At 45.6% G+C, this 20758-nt stretch carries 22 protein-coding genes; 17 read left to right on the forward strand and 5 right to left on the reverse strand.

Translation table 11 applies throughout. The features are described 5' to 3' along the window. Nucleotides 1-10: 10 nt before the first annotated feature. From accB to ACX5J7_RS02680, 5 genes are all read left to right on the forward strand, one after another. Nucleotides 11-478: an acetyl-CoA carboxylase biotin carboxyl carrier protein gene (gene accB, locus ACX5J7_RS02660; RefSeq protein WP_015068439.1), complete on the forward strand. Its 468-nt coding sequence runs from the start codon at nt 11-13 to the stop codon at nt 476-478. A 14-nt stretch (nt 479-492) separates the two neighbouring features. After that, nucleotides 493-1836 (forward strand): acetyl-CoA carboxylase biotin carboxylase subunit, encoded by a 1344-nt coding sequence (accC, locus tag ACX5J7_RS02665; RefSeq protein ID WP_012520095.1) that lies wholly within the window; start codon nt 493-495, stop codon nt 1834-1836. Nucleotides 1837-1863: 27 nt separating this feature from the next. Next, entirely contained in the window at nt 1864-2037 is a 174-nt protein-coding gene (locus tag ACX5J7_RS02670) for a hypothetical protein (RefSeq protein WP_498706016.1), read from the forward strand. 241 nt (nt 2038-2278) lie between these two features. After that, nucleotides 2279-3217, forward strand: a complete 939-nt coding sequence (locus ACX5J7_RS02675) for a hypothetical protein (protein ID WP_012520097.1) — start codon at nt 2279-2281, stop codon at nt 3215-3217. Between the two features lie 238 nt (nt 3218-3455). Then, nucleotides 3456-3896, forward strand: coding sequence for a hypothetical protein (locus ACX5J7_RS02680; RefSeq protein ID WP_012520098.1), 441 nt, complete (start codon nt 3456-3458; stop codon nt 3894-3896). A 70-nt stretch (nt 3897-3966) separates the two neighbouring features. Here ACX5J7_RS02680 and ACX5J7_RS02685 read toward each other — a convergent pair whose 3' ends face one another. Both ACX5J7_RS02685 and ACX5J7_RS02690 read right to left on the reverse strand, forming a co-directional pair. Further along, nucleotides 3967-4230: a TIGR03643 family protein gene (locus ACX5J7_RS02685; protein WP_041703668.1), complete on the reverse strand. Its 264-nt coding sequence runs from the start codon at nt 4228-4230 to the stop codon at nt 3967-3969. A gap of 96 nt (nt 4231-4326) precedes the next feature. Beyond that, on the reverse strand, nt 4327-6474 hold the full coding sequence (locus ACX5J7_RS02690; RefSeq protein WP_498706019.1) for an exonuclease domain-containing protein: 2148 nt from the start codon (nt 6472-6474) through the stop codon (nt 4327-4329). A gap of 15 nt (nt 6475-6489) precedes the next feature. Between ACX5J7_RS02690 and ACX5J7_RS02695 the strand changes: the two genes are divergently transcribed. From ACX5J7_RS02695 to ACX5J7_RS02710, 4 genes are all read left to right on the forward strand, one after another. Continuing rightward, on the forward strand, nt 6490-6744 hold the full coding sequence (locus ACX5J7_RS02695) for a hypothetical protein (RefSeq protein WP_023559983.1): 255 nt from the start codon (nt 6490-6492) through the stop codon (nt 6742-6744). 278 nt (nt 6745-7022) lie between these two features. Continuing rightward, nucleotides 7023-7214, forward strand: a complete 192-nt coding sequence (locus tag ACX5J7_RS02700; protein WP_012520102.1) for a zinc ribbon domain-containing protein — start codon at nt 7023-7025, stop codon at nt 7212-7214. Continuing rightward, entirely contained in the window at nt 7207-7836 is a 630-nt protein-coding gene (locus ACX5J7_RS02705; RefSeq protein WP_498706021.1) for a flavin reductase family protein, read from the forward strand. Before ACX5J7_RS02700 ends, ACX5J7_RS02705 begins: the two co-directional genes overlap by 8 nt. A 235-nt stretch (nt 7837-8071) precedes the next feature. Next, entirely contained in the window at nt 8072-8365 is a 294-nt protein-coding gene (locus ACX5J7_RS02710; RefSeq protein ID WP_012520104.1) for a high-potential iron-sulfur protein, read from the forward strand. Between the two features lie 96 nt (nt 8366-8461). On the opposite strand, the gene ACX5J7_RS02715 is transcribed toward ACX5J7_RS02710, so the two are convergent. After that, on the reverse strand, nt 8462-10096 hold the full coding sequence (locus ACX5J7_RS02715; protein ID WP_024017229.1) for an amidase: 1635 nt from the start codon (nt 10094-10096) through the stop codon (nt 8462-8464). A 140-nt stretch (nt 10097-10236) separates the two neighbouring features. After that, on the reverse strand, nt 10237-10992 hold the full coding sequence (locus tag ACX5J7_RS02720) for a substrate-binding periplasmic protein (protein WP_498706023.1): 756 nt from the start codon (nt 10990-10992) through the stop codon (nt 10237-10239). 219 nt (nt 10993-11211) lie between these two features. Between ACX5J7_RS02720 and prmA the strand changes: the two genes are divergently transcribed. The 8 genes from prmA (at nt 11212) to ACX5J7_RS02760 (ending at nt 19687) form a co-directional block, all read left to right on the forward strand. Next, complete coding sequence (prmA, locus tag ACX5J7_RS02725) at nt 11212-12090, forward strand: 50S ribosomal protein L11 methyltransferase (RefSeq protein ID WP_012520107.1); 879 nt, start codon at nt 11212-11214, stop codon at nt 12088-12090. Between the two features lie 347 nt (nt 12091-12437). Continuing rightward, nucleotides 12438-13436, forward strand: coding sequence for a tRNA dihydrouridine synthase DusB (gene dusB / locus ACX5J7_RS02730; protein WP_179984980.1), 999 nt, complete (start codon nt 12438-12440; stop codon nt 13434-13436). Nucleotides 13437-13466: 30 nt separating this feature from the next. After that, nucleotides 13467-13760 (forward strand): DNA-binding transcriptional regulator Fis, encoded by a 294-nt coding sequence (fis, locus tag ACX5J7_RS02735; protein WP_012520109.1) that lies wholly within the window; start codon nt 13467-13469, stop codon nt 13758-13760. 82 nt (nt 13761-13842) lie between these two features. Further along, the gene (gene purH / locus ACX5J7_RS02740; protein WP_498706026.1) at nt 13843-15441 is read left to right on the forward strand and encodes a bifunctional phosphoribosylaminoimidazolecarboxamide formyltransferase/IMP cyclohydrolase; all 1599 of its coding nucleotides are present in this window, start codon (nt 13843-13845) and stop codon (nt 15439-15441) included. Nucleotides 15442-15726: 285 nt separating this feature from the next. Next, entirely contained in the window at nt 15727-16542 is an 816-nt protein-coding gene (locus ACX5J7_RS02745) for a class I SAM-dependent methyltransferase (protein WP_015068450.1), read from the forward strand. A 27-nt stretch (nt 16543-16569) separates the two neighbouring features. Continuing rightward, the gene (gene purD / locus ACX5J7_RS02750; RefSeq protein ID WP_498706027.1) at nt 16570-17859 is read left to right on the forward strand and encodes a phosphoribosylamine--glycine ligase; all 1290 of its coding nucleotides are present in this window, start codon (nt 16570-16572) and stop codon (nt 17857-17859) included. 215 nt (nt 17860-18074) lie between these two features. After that, a complete protein-coding gene (locus ACX5J7_RS02755; RefSeq protein ID WP_498706028.1) occupies nt 18075-19271 on the forward strand; it encodes a hypothetical protein in 1197 nt (398 codons plus the stop codon). Continuing rightward, nucleotides 19271-19687, forward strand: a complete 417-nt coding sequence (locus ACX5J7_RS02760) for a hypothetical protein (protein WP_498706030.1) — start codon at nt 19271-19273, stop codon at nt 19685-19687. Before ACX5J7_RS02755 ends, ACX5J7_RS02760 begins: the two co-directional genes overlap by 1 nt. 149 nt (nt 19688-19836) lie before the next feature. Here the strand turns inward: ACX5J7_RS02760 and ACX5J7_RS02765 are convergent, their stop codons facing one another. Then, entirely contained in the window at nt 19837-20598 is a 762-nt protein-coding gene (locus tag ACX5J7_RS02765) for a sugar-binding protein (protein WP_498706146.1), read from the reverse strand. Nucleotides 20599-20758 lie beyond the last annotated feature (160 nt).

The following is a 20758-nucleotide window of genomic DNA, read 5'->3' on the forward strand; positions in this document are numbered from 1 at the left end:
GAGACAGAACATGGATATTAGAAAGATTAAAAAACTCATCGAGCTAGTTGAAGAATCTGGCATTGCCGAGCTAGAGATCACAGAAGGCGAAGAGTCTGTACGCATCCACCGTGGTCCTACTGGTGTTCAGGCACCTATGAATTACAGCTTTGCTGCCCCTGCTGCACCACAAATGGCCCCAGCGCCAGCTGCGGCTGCAACTACCGCGTCAGAAGCGCCCGCTGCCGAGCCTGCTCAGCCAGATGGTCACGTAGTTAAGTCTCCAATGGTAGGTACATTCTACCGTGCGTCTTCTCCTACGGCTAAACCGTTCGCAGAAGTAGGCCAGCAAGTAAAAGTTGGCGATACGCTGTGTATCGTTGAAGCAATGAAGATGATGAACCAAATTGAAGCAGATAAAGCAGGTGTGGTTAAGGCAATCTTGGTTGAAAACCAAGACCCTGTAGAATTCGACCAACCTATGTTCATCATTGAATAAGCGAGTGCTTAACTATGCTAGATAAAGTACTTATAGCTAACCGTGGCGAGATTGCCCTACGTATTTTGAGAGCCTGTAAAGAACTAGGCATCAAAACCGTAGCCGTGCACTCTACGGCGGATAAAAACTTGAAGCACGTGTTGCTAGCTGATGAATCAATTTGTATTGGTAAAGCATCGGCAACCGAAAGCTACCTTAATATTCCTCGCATTATTGCGGCGGCCGAGGTCACAAATTCAATCGCTATTCACCCTGGTTACGGTTTCCTAGCGGAAAACGCAGACTTCGCTGAAGCGGTGGAAAAGAGCGGCTTTATTTTCATTGGCCCTAAAGCTGAAACTATTAACCTTATGGGCGACAAGGTTTCTGCTATCAACGCCATGAAAAAAGCTGGCGTACCTTGTGTACCTGGCTCAGACGGCCCGCTAACAGACGACGCCGAGCGCAACAGAGCCATTGCAAAGCGCATTGGTTACCCAATCATCGTTAAAGCCGCTGGCGGCGGCGGTGGTCGTGGTATGCGCGTAGTTCGCAGCGAAAGTGAACTTGTAAAGGCCATTGAGACCACGCAAGCGGAAGCTGGCGCAGCCTTTGGTAACGCAACGGTTTACATGGAAAAGTTCCTTGAAAACCCGCGTCACGTAGAAATTCAGGTACTAGCCGATGGACAAGGTAACGCCATTCACCTAGGTGAGCGTGACTGTTCAATGCAGCGTCGTCACCAGAAAGTGGTTGAAGAAGCACCGGCACCGGGTATTTCTGAGCAAATGCGTGCAAAAATAGGCGATCGCTGCCGTCGAGCCTGTATCGAAATTGGTTATCGCGGCGCAGGTACTTTCGAGTTCCTATACGAAAACGGCGAGTTTTATTTCATTGAAATGAATACCCGTATTCAGGTAGAACACCCAGTATCTGAAATGATCACTGGCGTTGACCTTATTAAAGAGCAGCTTCGCATTGCCGCAGGTCAGCCACTGTCAATTGATCAGTCGCAAATTCAAATTCGTGGCCACGCTATTGAATGTCGAATTAACGCAGAAGACCCACAAACCTTTATTCCTAGCCCTGGTCCTATCGATATGTTCCATGCGCCGGGTGGTTTAGGTATTCGCTGGGAGTCGCATATTTACGCGGGCTATCACGTACCGCCTTACTACGATTCAATGATTGGTAAGCTTATCACTTATGGTGAAAGCCGCGACGAAGCGATTGCTCGTATGCGCCACGCCCTTGAAGAGATTGTGGTTGAAGGTATTAAAACGAATATCCCGCTTCAGCGCGCCATTATGGCCGATGAAAACTTCTTCGCAGGTGGAACCAACATCCACTACCTAGAGAAGAAGTTAGGCTTAGCCTAATCCCCCCTTTGGGCTACACGGTGTTTTTTGTGTAGCCCAATTTTCTCCCTTTCATACCCCTATTCGCTATTCGCTATTCGCTATTCGCTATTCGCTATTCGCTATTCGCTATTCGCTATTCGCTATTCGCTATTCGCTATTCGCTATTCGCTATTCGCTATTCGCTATTCGCTATTCAGCGTGTTCTATTTTTCCGATTAGCACAATCAAATTTTAACGATTTTACTATTTAATATACCGCTTTATACTGCATACAAGTTTTAAGACATCTCCCTAAGTTCAATCTTTTTGTGTGTTTACCCTTATTGGAGTCCCACTCCACTTGTGCCGGCATCCCTGCCGGCTTTTTTTTGCAATTTTTGCGTTAAACGACGTTGCGTATGCACTAATTAATTAGATTTAATGTATAAACCAATTAATTACGTTGTTTAGGGCTAGACAGGTGCGACCCCCTTTCTTATTTGTTTTACTGCTCATCACTATTACTGGTACCAAAGCGTTTGGAGAACAAATAGCGCCCACCTTCTCACAGAAACTCGATATTCAGGTACGCTACGACAATCGCTCCAACCGCCCTAGCCGCGAACAATATCGACTGCGCTATTACCCGTCTATTGCGCTAAACGCTTCATGGTCTATCAATAGCTTTATCGTTACAGGTGAAGATTTTTCTTCTAGCCACAATACTTTTGGCAAAGAAAGTACGGGTTACTTTTACGCAAGGCGCCTTTACTTAAGGCACGAAACCCATTCTGGAAAAACCGAGCTAGGTGTTATTCCTACTTACAAAGGCAGGGTTTCTTCTACCGGCCTATCAAAAGACGGCTGGATAACTGGAGTTCGCCATGTAAAGCAGTTGAAAAACGACTCGGCCATAGAAGTGGTGTTGGGCCAATTAGCTAATGCACAAGCCAATGAGGCATTAAGTGTAGGCGGGGAAGATCAATACTTTGAAGTGGAATACTCGGCGAATATGGGGCAGCGCCATAGCTATGAAGCCAGTTTCGAACGCATGCTAGACGGCACGTTTGTTAGAGGAGAGTATCGCTTTCGTATCAACCAACAAGACACTGCATTTATAGAGTGGGTACAGCGCACCGATAAAGGTGCTGCAAAAATTGTGGTAGGCAAAAGTGGCGTGTTTAGCACGAACGTTCTCGATACAGCCTACCCCATTGAATACTTCGCCTATTACTCGTATATCAATAGAAATTTCGGGGCCCGAGCGGAACTTATCGAAGACTTTCTTGGTACCGGCCATGGCGGCTCACTTGAATTCAGCGGCTTAATTTTACAAAAGCATGAAGTAGAGTGGTTTGTAAGGGCCGATGTCGTAGATAGCATAAGCCGCTTACTTGCGGGCGTTAAAGTGGCGTTTTAAGCGCAATTTTCAACAAATAAAAAAGGCCCATCAAACGATGGGCCAAACAGCAAGAACGCGTACACACTTTAACAGTGCATAATAGATTACGGGTGGTCGCTTCAAGGGGTTCAAACGTAGTGGATTACGTATTTTTAATGTCACTGGCTTTATTCGCCATGCGGCTTTTATTACAATCAAAGTGTAGGGCTGATATTTTCAGCGCGTAGATAGTGATTTACCCAAAAAAGGTGTTTTTGTGCCTAGCCGATACGCCCAATTTAAAGAAAAGCTTCCCATTTCCCTTCTTTCAGATGAAACTCTGCTCGCTTTTAGGGTGCTCTTAGATGAGCCTTTGGATATTGTTGACTTTGCCCAAGATATTGCAGATCTAGCCCAATATCCCGAACGCTTGAAAGACAGCTATCGAAAAGAGTGGGAAGCCTACGTCATTAAAGCATTGGCTTTCGAGATAAGGCAACACGACGATCTTTCACCGGCCGAGTTTATCGATTTGATGATGGAGAAAGTCGAAGACGTTCAGCAAAATAACGACACCTACCACAATTTATTGCGGCAGGTTCATCATGCTAAAGGTATTTTGCAGTCAGAAAATACCATCGTATTTCCGACGCCACTGCGCCAACAGCTTACTGCCTTTCTGCTGCCAATCACCACAATCCCGACGCCAAAAAAGTGATGTTTATAAAGGCATGCGCGAATATTACGCTGCGAAAATAGGTAAGCATTGCGGCGGCGCTATTTGCGCGCTACTTATTTGCACTTTTATATTTATACTGTGAAGGGCAATAACCTCTGTCTACGCCTTCAGGACGCAAGCTTGCGTGTTTGGTTTTTCTGCCAGATACACGCTCTCGCCAATTCTTAAACGTTTTCTGCTTAAGATTTTTGCGCATGAGCTTGATCACCTCTTTTTCAGGTAGTCCGAACAGGCGCTCGATTGCTTCAAACGGCGTGCGATCTTCCCACGCCATTTCAATAATGCGTGACTCTTGTTCTTCTGATAATGCCATCTCTAACGTCTCAACATACATACTTAACCCCCAATAAATACTATATTAAAGGTCATTTCGTTCAGTTATGGCCCGTGAAAAGCGCCCGCGATAAAGCTAAACATTATCACCAACACTGAAGCCTTCATCATCTTTCTCAAATGCTAGCTTAAGAAGCTCTGCAGCCGCTTTAGCGTCGCTTAGCGCGCGGTGATGTTGCTCCATGTCGATATGAAAATGCTTAGTCAGGTTTGCCAATGAATAAGAAGATAACCCCGGGTGGGTGCGGCGCATCTCCCGCACAGTACACATTTTAGGCCGCCTGAACGACTGCTCTAATCTCGCAAATTCCTGTTTAATAAACCCATAGTCAAAATTTACGTTATGCGCGACAAACACAGCATCTTCGGTAAAGCTGGCGATATGATCGGCTACTTCTGCGAAAAGCGGTGCATCGGCAACCATATCGTCAGAGATACCCGTAAGACGCGTGATACTACTTGGTATTCGTCGCTGAGGGTTGAGTAAGGTTTGAAACCTATCTACCTCTTTTCCCCCAACTAGCTTAACCATGCCTATTTCAGTAATACGGTTATAGCTGTTATTCCCGCCCGTAGTTTCAATGTCTACCACAACATAGGGCTGCGCTGGGTCGCGAACCCAATTTACCGTGGTAACAGCCACGTCGAATCCGGCTTGCTGTAGACGCTGAATAGAAACCAATTGATTCCGGCGCAGTTGATCGCCCGGCGCCTTTATTTCTTCAAAGCGAAGCGAATCATCCAATACCATAATATCGGGAAAACCGTCTCGCAGGCTTTCAAAGTCTTTGCTCATCATGCGAAGTAATGCGTATATCGCACTCAGCGAACCGTGCTCTATAAGCGCCTCAATAGGAGTCAGCAAATGGCTCGACCACATAAATAAGCTGTTTACTTTACCGTAGTGTTGGGTCGCCATTTTATGTATGTGAAAGCGCAGCTTTTCTTTGCTATCAAGCGCATCGAGTAAAGTCTCGATGCTATCTTCAAACTTTGCATAAAAATTATTTTGCTTCAGCGACAGCGGCCTTCTATCAAATTCCGTGACCAGAGTATCTTCTTCATAAAGCTGCTTCCAAAAAGTGAGGCCAAACAAACTGCGCCATAAACGGTTCTCTGTTCGCCACCCTTGAACTCCCTGTCTGGCATAATGCGCCAGCACTCCCCGCTCTACCTGCTGATTTTGACTAACATCTATGGCTAAGGTTCTACTTGCGTTTCTCAGCATGTCGGTAACGGTGCTGGTGCGCTTTTTATGATATTTGCGGGCATAAAAGTCTTCCGCAAAAGCCAGCAAGGTATCTGACTGGGGGTTATCTATGATGTGCTCTAAAGCGCGTCGAACTTCACCGTGGTTACCGTCTTTATAGCTTTCTCTTAGCCACTTTTCTTTTGCTTTATCGCTTTGCGCTAATGCCAGTATGTTAAGCCCCTTATCGCGGTTAACCTCAAGTACTTTAAGCCCTAGTGCGTAAAGTAGCTGGTCGCGATAAAAACTGGCTGACACCCCTTCTGTTTCTGGGAATTCGCTATCTGCAAGCGATAACAATGTCTCATGGTTATAGAAGGCAAGCTGGCTTGAATGATTGGCATAAAACCACGCGGCCAGTGCATCGTCTTTACTTTCAAAGCGCGCGGTGTCGGTAACAGAATCAGAGCGTGTTCTCATTACCCCAAGGTCGCGCATAGAAAACTGATTTAAACGGCTTTTTGTGTTACCAAAATAAATAAACAATAAGAAGCGCAGGGCACTATCGAATAAACACACTAAGTAGCTTTCAAGTGAAAAACTCTCTGGCCATCCTCGGGCAGTAATTTGCTCACTAAGTAAGTTGACGAGTTTAGGTTTTCTCTGAGAAGCAAGACCCTGAATGCTGCCGTATTCTGACAAAAGCGCGAGCAGAGCATCTTTTGTCAAAACCCCAGCAATATCATTAAGCGTAGCGTGAGTTAAATCGCCAAACCAGCCGTCCTTAATTAAACAGTCAATTTGATGTTGAGGGGCAACAATTTCACCATAATTGAACTGCATTCTATCTATCACTGCATATTTGCGATTAGCCGCGCGAACCACAATACATTGCTTGTCCTCATCAAGGGCTTTGAAACGCTGAATAAAGCGCACAGCTTCACTGCTTAATAACGACTGGCTCGCCCCTTCAAAGAACGCGAGAAATTCATGAAAATGTGTCAGGTAATAACGGGGCGGTAAATCTTTTCGCATGGTGCATCTTTGGCTATGAAATCGGCAATAGTGTATATTTATACAGCCCAATTAATCAAATTAAATACGCCTATTTTAGTTATTGATTCCCTGTTTAAACTCGCACTCGCTGTTTCGATACCCATTGAAAAAAAGCCGCAAGCTGCGAATCGTCTAATAGATGCTGTAAACTATTGTAGTGTTTGGCCAGCGCCATTTCATCGTAGAATCGGTGGACACCGCTATGACATTGCCGGCAAATATATATGCCGGATTGAAGCTCTGCTTTAGTGTAATGCTTTTTGAAATAGTTACGCCGATGCATTTTTTTGGGGATGAGGTGATGAAACGTTAAACGGGTCTGTCTTTTACAGCACGGGCATACGCCTATCTTATTCACCACAATTCACCTTTAATAAAATCTACTTCCGTCTGCATCTAGCTTGCGTATGCCTAATCTCGCTCTCGCTTAGGCGCGCCTATCGCTTACACTTCTATGCCAGTGAGTAAATCCAGTCTTCTTTGCATTACGTAATAACACCAAATAATGATTACGAAGGCGAACTATTATGAGCTTAACCCGATCTATGGGCTTCTCTTGCCCCTACTGTATGGCACCAAACGATGTGGAAATAGATGAAGTTAACGACGTAGGTCAAGTACAGGTTCTTGATTGTCAGGTATGCTGCCAACCCATAGAGTTAACCGCATACCAAGACGCCGACGATATACACATTGAGGCAGAACGAGAGAATGACTAAGCAGTTTACTCGCAGTGATATAGATGCACTAGCGCAGCGCTATCGGGCCAACCTAATTAACAGCCTATCAGGTTTTAAGTCAGCTACCTTAGTTGGGACGAGTGACGGACAAACCAATAACCTGGCTATTGTCAGCTCTGTTGTTCACGTAGGCGCAAACCCTCCTCTTCTTGGCATGATCATGCGACCTCACACAGTAACGCGCGATACACTTAGCAATATTAAGCAACAAGGTTTCTACACACTCAATCATGTCTCAGCTGATTGGGTAGACAAAGCGCACCAAACCTCTGCACGCTACGCGCCAGAAGACAGTGAATTTGATGCCGTAGGCTTAACGCCTGTGTTTAGCGAAACGTTCAGCGCCCCTTACGTTAAGGAGAGTGAGATAAAAATGGGGCTTAAGGTAGCGCAACACTTTACCTTACTAAATGAAACCGAAATGGTCATTGGTGAGATTCAAGAACTTTTTCTACCTGAAGAAATTATTGATACCGAAGGTTACGCCGATATCGAACAAGCGAAAACAGCGTGCATCTCCGGGCTAGACAGCTATCACGGTACCTCGCGTATCGCACAGTTTGCCTACGCTAAGCCGGGCGCAGATTTATCGCAAAAATGAACCTTTTAGCGCAACTTCGGTCTTATTTGCATCAATAAGGGTTGCTACTGCCATATCGAACTCTGAAGTTTATTTAATCTAGATCAAAGGAAAATACGACTTTTCGTTCGATCTTTTTTCAAAAAGAGATAGTATTTAGATATGTAATAAAACCTGCCTCTTTGGGCAGGTTTTTGCGTTTAAAGCGCCGAATAAAAAAGAATCATTATCGTTTCTATCTCTTAAGGAGAATGTTATGAAATCTGTAAACCGCCGAGATTTCTTGAAGTTATCAGGCTCTACAGTTATAGGTCTGACGCTAGGTGGTGTAGCGTTGCGCGCACAAGCTCAAGAACAGCTAAGTGCCGACGACCCAACAGCGAAAGCATTAAACTACACACCGTCGTCTACCGTTGAAGGTTCAAAGTGCGCTAACTGCATGTACGTGCAGGGAGCTGATGGTGAACAATACCGTCCTTGTAACATTTTCCCTAATAAGCTGGTAAATGCGGATGGCTGGTGTAGTGCTTGGGTCAAAAAGCCGGGCTAAGATAGCGGCCACGCTGATAGACGATTGAAAGCCCTCGATATTATCGAGGGCTTTTTTATTGCTTGAAGGATGTATTCACTCCCTTGCGGCAAATGCTTAACGAGGGTCGCTAAGGCCTGCTTCTATACCTTTTAAACGCGGGTTATCAAAGCGCGTGGGTAATAAACCGGGCTTGATAAAAAAGCCGTGTTTTGCTTCAAAAATGCTGCCTATTTCTAGCACTTTCTTATCTTGCCATTTGCCGCCGATGAAACTAATGCCTACCGGAAGATCTTTTACTTGCCCAGCAGGCACAGTTAAATGCGGATAACCGGCAATAGCGGCCAAATACCCAATCCCGATGAAGCCCACTGGTGAGTGGTCGCCGTATACGCCATCAATTAAAAATGAAGGGCTATTCGATGGCGCAACCAATACGTCAACATTGTGCTTCGACAATAAGGCGTCTATACCGTTTTCCCCAGCGGTATCTCGGATAAGGCGCAGTGCATGTTTGTATTCGTCACTGTCGATAGCAGAAGAGGCTAAGGACTTCTCAAAGATATCTTGGTCAAATAACGCTAACTCTCTGGGTGTAGCCTGGTTGAACTCGATGAGCTCAGACAGGTTTTTAGCGGGAAGCGATGCAGGAGAGTTCGACAGGTACTCGTTAATGCTGTGATGGAACTCGCTTAGCAACACATTGTATGAATCTGCCCAAAAGGAATCCGGCTGAGAAAAATCACTGATATCTACGAGGGTTGCACCAGATGCTTCCAACTGCTTTAACGCTTTTTCATAAACAGCCAATACGTGAGGGTTATCACCTTGTCGGTAGCGCACCACACCAATACGCTTACCTTTTAAGTCTGTGGCAAGCAGCGACGAAGAGGGGACTTCAAGAAGGTGGTCGTCAGCGTTTTTAGTTGCGCTATCGTTTTTATCGGCGCCAGCCATAACTGAGGCCATTAACCACGCGTCTTGTACACTCGATGTCATTGGCCCAGCGGTGTCCTGGCTAAATGAGATAGGTACAATATGGGTTCTAGAAAGTAAACCCACGGTTGGTTTGAAACCTACCACTCCGTTAATAGAAGCTGGACAGATAATAGAGCCATTGGTTTCCGTACCCACGGCGAGGGACGCCAAGCGCAGCGACATAGCCGCTCCCGAGCCCGACGAGGAACCACAGGCACTTCTCGATAGCATGTGCGGGTTACGAGTAAGCCCGCCTACCGCGCTCCAACCACTTATTGATGATTCAGAGCGAAAATTTGCCCACTCCGATAAATTAGTTTTACCCAGAACAATGGCACCGGCTGCTTTCAGTTTTGCCACAATGGGTGCATTTCGCCCAGTGTTATTGTTAAGTAGCGCCATCGAGCCCGCCGTTGTAGGCAGTTCATCGCTTTCGATATTATCTTTCAGCAAAACAGGTATACCTGCTAACGGGCCCAGCGTCTTGCCGTTCGCCAGTTGCTTATCAATAGCATTCGCTTCTTCTAGCGCATTGGGGTTCACTGACAACACACTATTTACCTTGCCATCTAGCTGTTCAATACGCGCTAAATAACCTTTTACCAAGGCCGCAGACGTAATCTCGCCACTGGCAATAGCCTGTGCTTGCTGATGTGCGGGTTTACCCAAATAGTATTGCGTTTCGTTCGCTTGGTTTGAGTTAGAGGGGGTTGAGTGAGAAACACACGCCGTACAAATTACGGCAGCGACCAGTAAATACCACTGCTTCAACATAAATCTTTCCTTAACGCATAATCCCAGTGCCTGTTTTTTTACTGTTAAACAAAAACAGCAAGTCACAGACGTTAGAGTAATGATAGTTTGTTATACGTTGTATCAGAAATAGTTCACTGGCTACACAATAAAATGTGTATTTACTGAGTTACTGGGGTTGGCAGCTTATAAAGAAGATTATCCAGTTTATATTTATCTAGCAGCTTCTGATAACGCCCATCATCAATAAAAGCGTGAAGCGTGGCGTTAAATGTTGCTCTTAATTCTGGGTCAGGAATGGCGGCACTATAACTAGAGATAGGAAACAGTTCGTGAAAAACAATGTCGTCATCGGCATAGGCACGACTTTCAGACTTAAAGAAATTAAAGATATTTCTATCGAGAATAGCCACATCTACACTGCCTAGCATCAACATGTCTACTTGCCTATCTTGTCTTGCCATCTCTATATAGGTGGGCTGCGCTGAAACAATCTCACCAAAAGCTTCTCCAAGAACTGACTGAGCGGTTTGAAAAGCAATAACACTTTTGCCACGCAAATCTTCAATACTATTTATTTCAAGCTTTCTATCAGCCCGAGTCACCGCGACGTTTTGATAAATAATATAGGGGTCTGTCAAGATAGCTTCATCTACGCTATGCGCTGAATTTAGCGTTAGGCCAATATCTACCGTGTTATTTTTAAGCAACCTACTCGTTCGCCCAAAGGGAACATAAATAGGAGACAGGCTATGGCCCATATCGGCCAAAATAGCGCGAATTAAATCGACTTCAAACCCCGAGTGCTCTTGTGAAATAACGTAAGGAGGCTTATTCCATCCAACCACCACGTCGACGTCCCTTGCGCTAGAAGGTATGACGGTAAACACTAAACACAGTAAAAAAAGTATACGCATACGGTTCCTATTGGGTTGAAAACCACACAGCCCGCTTCACTATAGACGTTTTTTAACATCGCACAACTCGACAAAAGATTAACATTTTAATTATTTTTATTTATTAAGAATATGGTCTTGCCTCTTCCCTTACCTAACTTGTATCTTTTGGCTTACTTGCATTTTGTTTCATGCAATCCAAAGGTACAATAGCCTCAAAGGTCTCAACGAACGATAAATATGGCTTGGCTACAACTTAGAATAAACACCTCATCTGAATATGCAGAATCAGTTGGCGATATGCTTAGCGCCAATGGTTCTCAAGCTGTCACCTATGTCGATGCGAAAGACACCCCCATGTACGAACCCAAGCCGGGTGAAATAATGTTGTGGCCGGATACTCAGGTGGTAGGGTTATTTGAAGCGGATGCGGATATGAAAAGCATTCTGCAGCGCTTAGGGAAAGCGAAAGTGCTTGGGCCTGATTTCAAATACAAGCTTGAACCACTTGAAGACAAAGACTGGGAGCGGGAGTGGATGGACAACTTTCACCCTATGCAGTTTGGCGAGCGTTTATGGATTTGTCCAAGTTGGCGTGATGTACCCGACCCCGATGCCGTAAACGTTATGTTAGATCCAGGCCTTGCCTTTGGTACAGGTACACACCCTACCACGGCCCTTTGCTTACGTTGGTTAGACGGCATAGATATGGCCGGTAAAACAGTAGTCGACTTTGGCTGCGGTTCAGGTATTTTAGCCCTAGCAGCATTAAAGTTAGGTGCCGAGCGTGTAGTTGGAGTCGATATCGACCCTCAAGCGTTACAAGCAACGAAAGAAAATGCCCGCCGCAATGGTGTCGAAGACAGGCTCGATGTTTACCTTCCACAAGACCAGCCCGAGCTTGAAGCCGATGTGGTTATGGCTAATATATTGTCGGGCCCGCTTTTAGAGCTTCAAAGCGTGATTACCAACTACTGTAAATCTAAAGGGTTGCTTGTGCTCTCTGGCATACTTGCTGAACAAGTATCAAAGATAGAAGACGCTTACTCACAAGATATTGTTCTAGAACCAAGCGCGATTGATGGCGAATGGGCCAGAGTCTCGGGCTCGAAACGCTAAACCCTCTCGTTAATTCGGCAAATTTTTACACTACCGCCTTTTGCGAAAGGCGGCTTGTATTGAAAAAAACATTCAGAAAAACAAACCCGCCCTGAATAATTGTTAATTTTTTTCACATTACAGCCCTTTTAGCACGTGGGCTGTAAGACCTTCGTACAATAATTAAACTAAAAAATGCCGTTAGCTTACTAATGTGACAGTTTTTTTTCACTGTCAAGACCACCAAGTGAAATTTTGTGTGATTTTTAGCCTTTTCAAGTATTGCGAAAACACGTACACTTAGCGCCCCGTTTTAGCCGGGTGTATAATTTCTGTGCAGTTTTAGATGACGAGCTATACAACTAACAATGCGAATTGGACCTTACGAGTTAGAAAACAATTTGATGTTGGCCCCCATGGCTGGCGTAACAGACAGACCGTTTCGCCAACTTTGTAAGCGCCTTGGTGCAGGGCTTGTTGTTTCAGAAATGCTTTCGAGTAATCCGAAGGTGTGGAACACAGCTAAATCACAAGCGCGTATGAATCATGAGGGTGAAGAAGGCATTCGCTCTGTACAGATAGCTGGGGCTGACCCTGAGCTTATGGCTCAAGCGGCACAATTTAATGTAGATAACGGTGCGCAAATCATCGACATCAACATGGGTTGTCCTGCTAAAAAGGTCAATAAGAAGCTAGCAGGTTCTGCGCTTCTTCAATACCCAGACACAGTGGAAGCGATTATTAAAGCAGTAGTTAATGCTGTAGATGTACCCGTGACACTGAAAATTCGTACCGGCTGGAACCCAGAAAATCGCAATGGGGTAGACATTGCCCGCATTGCAGAGCAAAACGGCATACAGTCGCTTGCTGTTCATGGCAGAACGCGAGCTTGTATGTATAAAGGAGAGGCTGAATACAGCACCATACGTCAAATAAAGGCGGCAATTTCAATTCCGGTTATTGCAAATGGTGACATTACCTCTCCAGAGAAAGCACAAGAGGTGCTGAATTACACCGGTGCAGATGGCGTAATGATAGGTCGCGGCGCGCAAGGTAAGCCTTGGATATTTAAACAAATCCAACATTATCTTGAAACGGGCGAGAACCTAGCACCACCGCCGCTGTCAGAGCAATATGAGATTTTGCACGAGCATGTAGCTAATGTGCAGGACTTTTATGGCGACATAGCCGGTGTAAGAATTGCCCGTAAGCACGTGGGCTGGTATCTCGCGGAGCACGATACGGATCGTCAGTTTCGTAAAACGTTTAACGCTATCGATGACGCGAATGAGCAACTCGATGCACTAAATGCATATTTTCAAGCGCTGCAGACACGAGAGACCCGACAGATCTCTCCCGCAGCATAGTGATGACTAACTTAAGAGCAACACAGTATTATGTTCGATCAAAACGTGACTTCACCTTTTACTACGACAGTAACTACGCCTTCACAAACGCAAGCGCAAAAGCCATTGCGTGACTCTGTAAAGCAAGCGGTTAACAAGTACCTAAAGCAATTAGATAACGCAAACATCGACAACCTGTACGAAATGGTACTGGCTGAAGTAGAAGCGCCGCTTCTAGAAGAAGTCATGACTTACACTCGCGGCAACCAAACACGCGCCGCTATCATGATGGGCATCAACCGTGGCACACTTCGCAAGAAGCTTAAGCAATACGGCATGAACTAAGATTCCAAGGGCTTCGCCCACCAAAGAGCACCAATCGGTGCTCTTTTTGTTTCAACACTACAACATTAGAAACTTAAAATTTATGCAAACACCAAAACCAATTAAACGTGCTCTTCTTAGTGTCTCTGATAAAACCGGTATCCTCGATTTCGCGACAGCGCTGCATAACGCTGGCGTTGAGCTTCTGTCGACGGGCGGTACCGCAAAACTCCTGGCTGAAGCTGGTTTACCTGTAAAAGAGGTGTCTGATCACACAGGTCACCCAGAGATTATGGCTGGTCGTGTTAAAACGCTTCACCCGAAAATTCATGGCGGTATTCTTGCTCGTCGCGGTGTTGACGAAGCGGTGATGGAAGAAAACAACATTGCGCCTATCGACCTTGTGGTGGTTAACCTTTACCCGTTTGCTGCTACCGTGGCAAACGAAGACTGTACGCTAGAAGATGCGATTGAAAATATTGATATCGGTGGCCCAACCATGGTTCGCGCGGCAGCGAAAAACCATAAAGATGTCACTATTGTTGTTAATGCGGCGGACTACTCTCGCGTTTTAGCTGAAATGAACGACAACAACGGCTCATTGACATACAGCACCCGTTTCGACCTAGCCATTAAAGCGTTCGAACACACGGCTGAATACGACGGTATGATTGCCAACTACTTTGGTGCGCGTTTAGACAGCACAGGATGCGAGGCAGACTGTGACCACCAGCACAGTGAATTCCCGCGCACCTACAACATGCAGCTGACTAAGAAGCAAGACCTTCGCTATGGTGAAAACAGCCACCAAGAAGCAGCGTTCTATGTTGAAAACAACATTCAAGAAGCGTCGGTTGCTACTGCTACACAGCTTCAAGGTAAAGAACTGTCGTTTAACAATATTGCTGACACCGATGCAGCGCTAGAGTGCGTTAAAGAATTCGAAGAGCCAGCATGCGTTATTGTTAAGCACGCTAATCCATGTGGTGTTGCGATTGGCAACGATATTCTAACTGCCTACGATCGCGCGTTTAAAACAGACCCAACATCTGCGTTTGGCGGCATTATTGCGTTTAACCGCGAGCTTGATGCGAAAACAGCACAAGCGATTGTTGACCGACAATTTGTAGAAGTGATCATTGCGCCAACGGTTAGTGATGAAGCGAAAGAAGTAGTAAGCGCGAAGAAAAACGTACGCCTTCTTGCCTGTGGCGACTGGGCAGGTCAGCTTACTGAAGGTTATGACTTTAAGCGCGTAAACGGCGGTTTATTAGTGCAAGAGCGCGACTTCGGCATGGTTGAAATGGAAGACCTAGAAGTTGTGACTAAGCGTAAGCCAAGCGAAGAAGAACTACGCGACCTTATGTTCTGCTGGAAAGTCGCAAAATACGTGAAGTCTAACGCGATTGTTTACTGCAAAGACGGCATGACAGTAGGCGTGGGCGCAGGCCAAATGAGCCGCGTGTATTCGGCAAAAATTGCCGGCATTAAAGCGGCAGATGAGAACCTAGAAGTGGCAGGCTCTGTTATGGCGTCTGACGCTTTCTTCCCATTCCGCGATGGTATAGACGCTGCTGCACAAGCCGGTATTAAAGCGGTTATTCAGCCAGGTGGCTCTATGCGCGACCAAGAAGTGATTGATGCCGCTGACGAACACGGCATTGCCATGGTGTTCACAGGTATGCGTCACTTCCGTCACTAAGAAGCATAGAAAGCATCTTGTGAGGGGTGATTAACGCTTTACTAAACACGCAGTATGCCAATATTTTAAAGCATACTGCGTGCTTTATTCCCCCTCATCAAACCAACGCGTGTATTTCAAATTTTCTGGTATCTTAGCGACAAAATCGCGAATTTCTCTGCTAAGGCGTAAGTGCAAATAAGGGTTAGCTGATAGGCTTGATCTAACCTCTGGTAATTTGTAGTAATAGTGTTACTAATAAATGTTATGTTATTTGCCTACCCTCGACAGAAAAAGGAAATAAGAATGAAAAAGTTAGCCCAAATTGTGTTAGCTGCAACACTTGGTGTAACAGCAACCTATGCCAGTGCCGATGCTATTTCTGACGCCGTGACGAGCGATATCCGCTCTGATAAAGCCAAAGTGCGCGACGAATATCGCAATCCGCAGCAAACCTTGCGCTTCTTTGGCCTTAAGCCAAACATGACCGTTGTGGAAATCTCGCCAGGCGGTGGCTGGTATGCAGACATTCTTTATTCTGTTGTAAAAGAAAACGGTAAATACGTTGCAGCACACTTCTATGTTGATGAAGAAACCAGTGGCTACTACAAAAAGTCAGTGGAAGGCTTTAAAGAAAAAATGAAGCCAGGCATGAAGTACGAAGGTGCAGAACTTACTGCGTTCGACCCTATGAAAGCGCTAGATATTAGTGAAGCTGGAAGTGCTGATATGGTGCTAACCTTTCGCAACGTACACAACTGGTACATGCGTAACGGTGACGAAGGTATCGACAACGCATTTGGCGCTTTCTTCAAAGCACTTAAGCCAGGCGGTGTGTTAGGTGTAGTAGAGCACGAGCTGCCTGAAAGCGCTGATGATGAAGCGATGAAGAAAAGTGGCTACATGAAGCGTTCATACGTTGTGGCTGCTGCAGAAAAAGCAGGTTTTGTACTTGAAGCAAGTAGCGATGTAAACGCAAACCCAATGGATAGTGCCGACCACCCGAAAGGTGTGTGGACGCTTCCTCCGCGTTTGGCGCTTGACGATGAAGACCGCGAAAAGTACATGGCGATTGGCGAGAGCAATCGCATGACGCTAAAATTCACCAAACCAAAATCATAATATTAAACACTCAAAACGGAACAGTTAATGAACGTACTTGTAATTGGCGGCGGTGGCCGCGAACACGCGCTAGCGTTTAAAGCAGCGCAGTCTTCTGATGTTTCAACAGTATTTGTAGCACCGGGTAATGCCGGCACCGCTACAGAGCCTAAGCTTGAGAACGTAGCGATTGATGTAAACGACATCGCGGGCTTGGTTTCTTTTGCACAAGGCAATGATGTTGCACTTACTATTGTAGGCCCAGAAGCGCCGCTAGTTGCAGGTGTAGTAGACGCGTTCACTAACGCGGGTTTAATGATTTTTGGCCCCACTCAAGCTGCCGCGCAGCTTGAGGGTTCAAAAGCTTTCACCAAAGACTTCTTGGCTCGCCACAGTATTCCTACGGCTGAGTATCAAAACTTCACGGAAATTGACCCTGCGATTGCCTATGTTCGCGAGAAAGGCGCGCCAATCGTAGTGAAAGCTGACGGTCTTGCTGCCGGTAAAGGCGTTATCGTTGCGATGACCCTTGAAGAAGCTGAGGATGCTATTCGCGATATGCTAGCGGGCAATGCCTTTGGCGAAGCGGGCAGCCGCGTAGTTATTGAAGAGTTCCTAGACGGCGAAGAAGCGTCGTTTATTGTTATGGTAGACGGTAAGAACGTCCTGCCTTTTGCCACCAGCCAAGACCACAAACGTGCAGCTGACGGCGATAAAGGGCCAAACACGGGCGGTATGGGTGCCTATTCACCGGCTCCGGTTGTAACACAGGACATTCACGACCGCATTATGCAAGAAGTGATTATGCCAACGGTTGATGGCATGGCCGCTGAAGGCAACGATTATGTTGGCTTTTTATATGCGGGGCTAATGATTATGGCCGACGGTACACCAAAGGTCATTGAATACAACTGCCGCTTTGGCGACCCAGAAACCCAGCCTATTATGCTTCGCTTAAAATCTGATTTGGTTCCACTTTGCCAAGCAGCGTGTAAAGGCGAACTTGCAGGCAAAACCATTGAGTTTGACGAGCGCGCATCGGTAGGTGTTGTACTTGCCGCGGGCGGCTACCCGGGTAGCTACGACAAAGGCGACGTGATTACCGGTTTTGAAGAAGCCGCTAAGTTAGATGGAAAGGTTTTTCATGCTGGCACAGCCCTTCAAGATGGAGATGTAGTGACCGCCGGTGGCCGCGTACTTTGTGCAACTGCGTTAGGTAATAACGTAACTGAAGCGCAGCAAAAAGCCTACGAGCTGCTAAAAACCATTCAATTTAAAGATGTATACTATCGCACTGACATTGCACACCGTGCAATTGCCCGTGAAGCTGAGGCTTAATAAGCGACGCATATAACACAAACACTAAAGACGCGGCGTAAGCCGCGTTTTTTATAGCACCTATTTTTTGACTGTCTTACAAAACTTGTACCAAACTCTTACCAAACTCCCACCTAACGCTTCCATAACTATCACTTAAAGGGTTTAAAAGGCGCAACTTTTTACTTTGACCGTCTATACTTGAACGAAATCAAAGTCCAAAAGAATTATGGCGAATGAAAACCCTTTACATACTGGCAATATGCCTAGCATGCTTTACCTGTGCGGCGAAGAGCAGCGATACCCTCTCTGACTCGATAGGTATCAGTGGCTTTGCTAGGGTTGTTGGAGGACAACTAGACACGAGCGAAGCTGAATTCCAAGGCTATTCAAATGATTTTAGTTTTTCTGAACAGTCTTTATTCGCGTTACAAGCGGACTTAAGCATTAGTGAAAAACTTAAATTGTCTGCCCAACTACTTGGGCATTCTAACGACGACAGAGACTCTGGTCTTGAATGGCTTTACCTAACTTATAACGCAAACTCTAATTGGAGCTTTAAGTTAGGCAAATTGAGAACACCATTTTTTCGCTACAGCGACGTACTTGATGTGGGCTTCGCTTATCCATGGATTACCCCTCCCGAACAAGTTTACGGCGGCTTTTTATTTTCAAACTATGAGGGCTTAAGCGCAACGTATCGCATTCACTTCGATAAATTGAATGTAGAAGTTGAAGCTTACTACGGCACTTATGACGGTACTTTTGACCGTGCAGGTGAAGAAACAGCCATTGAAGTAAACGATATTCGGGGTCTTATATTAGGCATATCTAAGGGTGGCTTTCGCGCACGGGCGTCAGCCATAGTGTCGTCTGACTTCTTCGCAGACATCCCAGGCTTTCAAGATTTTGCTACACTCTTGGAGTTTTCAGGCTATACAGAAAACGCCGACGTTTTTCGATTTGATTCAGACGCAGTGGCGTATCAAGCAAGCCTGCAATATGACTCTCTCGATTATTTTGTTTACTCTGAAGTTATTAAAATTGAATCAGATTTAATCAGTGTCCCCGAAGTTAATGCATACTACCTGACTCTTGGGTATCACTTTGATGAGTTTCAAATATTTACTACTATTGCTTCTGCAAATAGCAGCAATGATGTTCCAACGAATCAAATTCCGAAGGGACAATTACCACAACTCACTTCATTGTCTTTTGCCTATGATGCAATAGTCGATAGCCTTCCGCGCTATGACCTTGATTCACTTTCAGTAGGGCTTCGCTGGGACTTTAGGCACGATATGTCTGCCAAAGCAGAGGTTACTTGGTTAAGTGGTGAGGAGGGTCAGAACTCATTTTACTCAGAAATTAAGAACCCGGCTTTTGATAGAAATGCGGTACTCACCCAATTTGCACTAGAGTGGGTGTTTTAATGAAAACTCACACGCTGTTGCTTGCCATTCTTTTTGTCACGTTTGCTTCATTCGCAAGATGCGATGAAGTCATCATTGTTGCTAACTTGGAAGCACAAGAGGCTCCAACTGAAAAATGGCAAATTCGAGACATCTTTATGGGAAATTCTTCTGATTGGGATATAGAGCCCGTAGGATTACATCCTCCCAATACCGCTAGGACAATATTCAACACTAAGTTTATTGCGCTTACAGAGTCCCGCATTCAGGGGTATTGGGCACAAATGCGCTTTAGTGGAAGAAAAACTCCACCAAAAGAGTTTCGTTCTCAAGAAGAGGCGTTGGCATATGTACTAAACAATAAAAACTCAATGACGTATGTTTTATCAAACACCGAAGTCCCTCAAGGTCTTGTTGTTTTGTTTAAAGGACAGTAGCCACCTTCGGCTTTGTTTATCAGCAATTCGATAATTGAATATGTGAGCATCCACAGCCAGTGGATCAAATTTATCTTGTAGCAATGCACTGGCTGAAGGGAGCGCGCAAACGCCTTTTTAAAACCCAAAAGCCTCGATTAAGATCTTCACTACTTCGCTAAAGTCACTTTCCCAAACACAGACGCATCCTTAAACCCCAGGTTTTTATCGCCGTTTACGGGAGTAATGTCATGAGAGCCTAAAAAGTGTTCTCTGTCACCGCCATCGGCGTCACAGTAGGCCAGCATAAAGCCTAGAGCCATATCTTCTTTTAAGGTTAACGGTGAGTTGTCTTTTCCATGCTGATAACTATCGTCAAACACACGCACCGCCGCTTCCCAATAGATTTTATGGGGTGCCGCAGCCGCTCGCTGCCATTTATTCTCAACATGGTCGTTGTAGCGTAGCGGTACCGCCTCTCCAGCCTCATTCGGGCCAATATCAATAACCTGATTATCTAACGCTAAATGATAGGCAAACGCGTTGTAATTATTAAGGTGATCGCCACCAGAGGCATCCGCATCTATGAATATTTCTAAGCAGTCATCATCCCAATAACGCTCAAGGGGGTTGGCATAGGTATCTGAAAGATGGTCATCTTGTATTTCCGCCAATAGATACAACGCGCTTTCATTCCAACGCAGTTTATACCTTCCAGAAAAATCACTGGGCTCGGGTGTGGTGCCCCACATAAGTGAGGTCATTTCATGCCAATCGCCCGCTTCCCAAGCCGCATCGTTAGCTACACCATCAATAACGGGCGGGGTCGCGGTAAACATCACGCTGTCCGTCTTCGCTAGCGCCGTAGCTGTGGGTATAGTCATAAACAATGCTGAGGTAAGTGCAGATACTAGGTTTTTTGTACTTTTCAATTGAATATGCTCTTCAGTTGCTGTCTGATGCTTTAACGCTATCACGTTTTGCGCCTGGCCGCGCACGAAATAGCTCGCGGCAACCCTCAAACCTTTAATAGAAGCATTATCAATTTAGCGCAGTAATTGGTATAAAAAGAGCATTCGCCCCCACACAAAT

The sequence above is a fragment of the Alteromonas infernus genome, from assembly GCF_902705815.1.

Bases quoted from the DNA above. Each gene is read 5' to 3' on its own strand.
- ACX5J7_RS02700 (WP_012520102.1), top strand. From the start codon at position 7,023: ATGAGCTTAACCCGATCTATGGGCTTCTCTTGCCCCTACTGTATGGCA.
- prmA (WP_012520107.1), top strand. From the start codon at position 11,212: ATGGCTTGGCTACAACTTAGAATAAACACCTCATCTGAATATGCAGAA.
- ACX5J7_RS02695 (WP_023559983.1), top strand. From the start codon at position 6,490: ATGAAATCGGCAATAGTGTATATTTATACAGCCCAATTAATCAAATTA.
- ACX5J7_RS02720 (WP_498706023.1), bottom strand. From the start codon at position 10,992: ATGCGTATACTTTTTTTACTGTGTTTAGTGTTTACCGTCATACCTTCT.
- ACX5J7_RS02705 (WP_498706021.1), top strand. From the start codon at position 7,207: ATGACTAAGCAGTTTACTCGCAGTGATATAGATGCACTAGCGCAGCGC.
- purH (WP_498706026.1), top strand. From the start codon at position 13,843: ATGCAAACACCAAAACCAATTAAACGTGCTCTTCTTAGTGTCTCTGAT.
- ACX5J7_RS02755 (WP_498706028.1), top strand. From the start codon at position 18,075: ATGAAAACCCTTTACATACTGGCAATATGCCTAGCATGCTTTACCTGT.
- ACX5J7_RS02710 (WP_012520104.1), top strand. From the start codon at position 8,072: ATGAAATCTGTAAACCGCCGAGATTTCTTGAAGTTATCAGGCTCTACA.
- dusB (WP_179984980.1), top strand. From the start codon at position 12,438: ATGCGAATTGGACCTTACGAGTTAGAAAACAATTTGATGTTGGCCCCC.
- ACX5J7_RS02745 (WP_015068450.1), top strand. From the start codon at position 15,727: ATGAAAAAGTTAGCCCAAATTGTGTTAGCTGCAACACTTGGTGTAACA.
- ACX5J7_RS02685 (WP_041703668.1), bottom strand. From the start codon at position 4,230: ATGGCATTATCAGAAGAACAAGAGTCACGCATTATTGAAATGGCGTGG.
- ACX5J7_RS02715 (WP_024017229.1), bottom strand. From the start codon at position 10,096: ATGTTGAAGCAGTGGTATTTACTGGTCGCTGCCGTAATTTGTACGGCG.
- purD (WP_498706027.1), top strand. From the start codon at position 16,570: ATGAACGTACTTGTAATTGGCGGCGGTGGCCGCGAACACGCGCTAGCG.
- ACX5J7_RS02760 (WP_498706030.1), top strand. From the start codon at position 19,271: ATGAAAACTCACACGCTGTTGCTTGCCATTCTTTTTGTCACGTTTGCT.
- fis (WP_012520109.1), top strand. From the start codon at position 13,467: ATGTTCGATCAAAACGTGACTTCACCTTTTACTACGACAGTAACTACG.
- accC (WP_012520095.1), top strand. From the start codon at position 493: ATGCTAGATAAAGTACTTATAGCTAACCGTGGCGAGATTGCCCTACGT.
- ACX5J7_RS02690 (WP_498706019.1), bottom strand. From the start codon at position 6,474: ATGCGAAAAGATTTACCGCCCCGTTATTACCTGACACATTTTCATGAA.
- accB (WP_015068439.1), top strand. From the start codon at position 11: ATGGATATTAGAAAGATTAAAAAACTCATCGAGCTAGTTGAAGAATCT.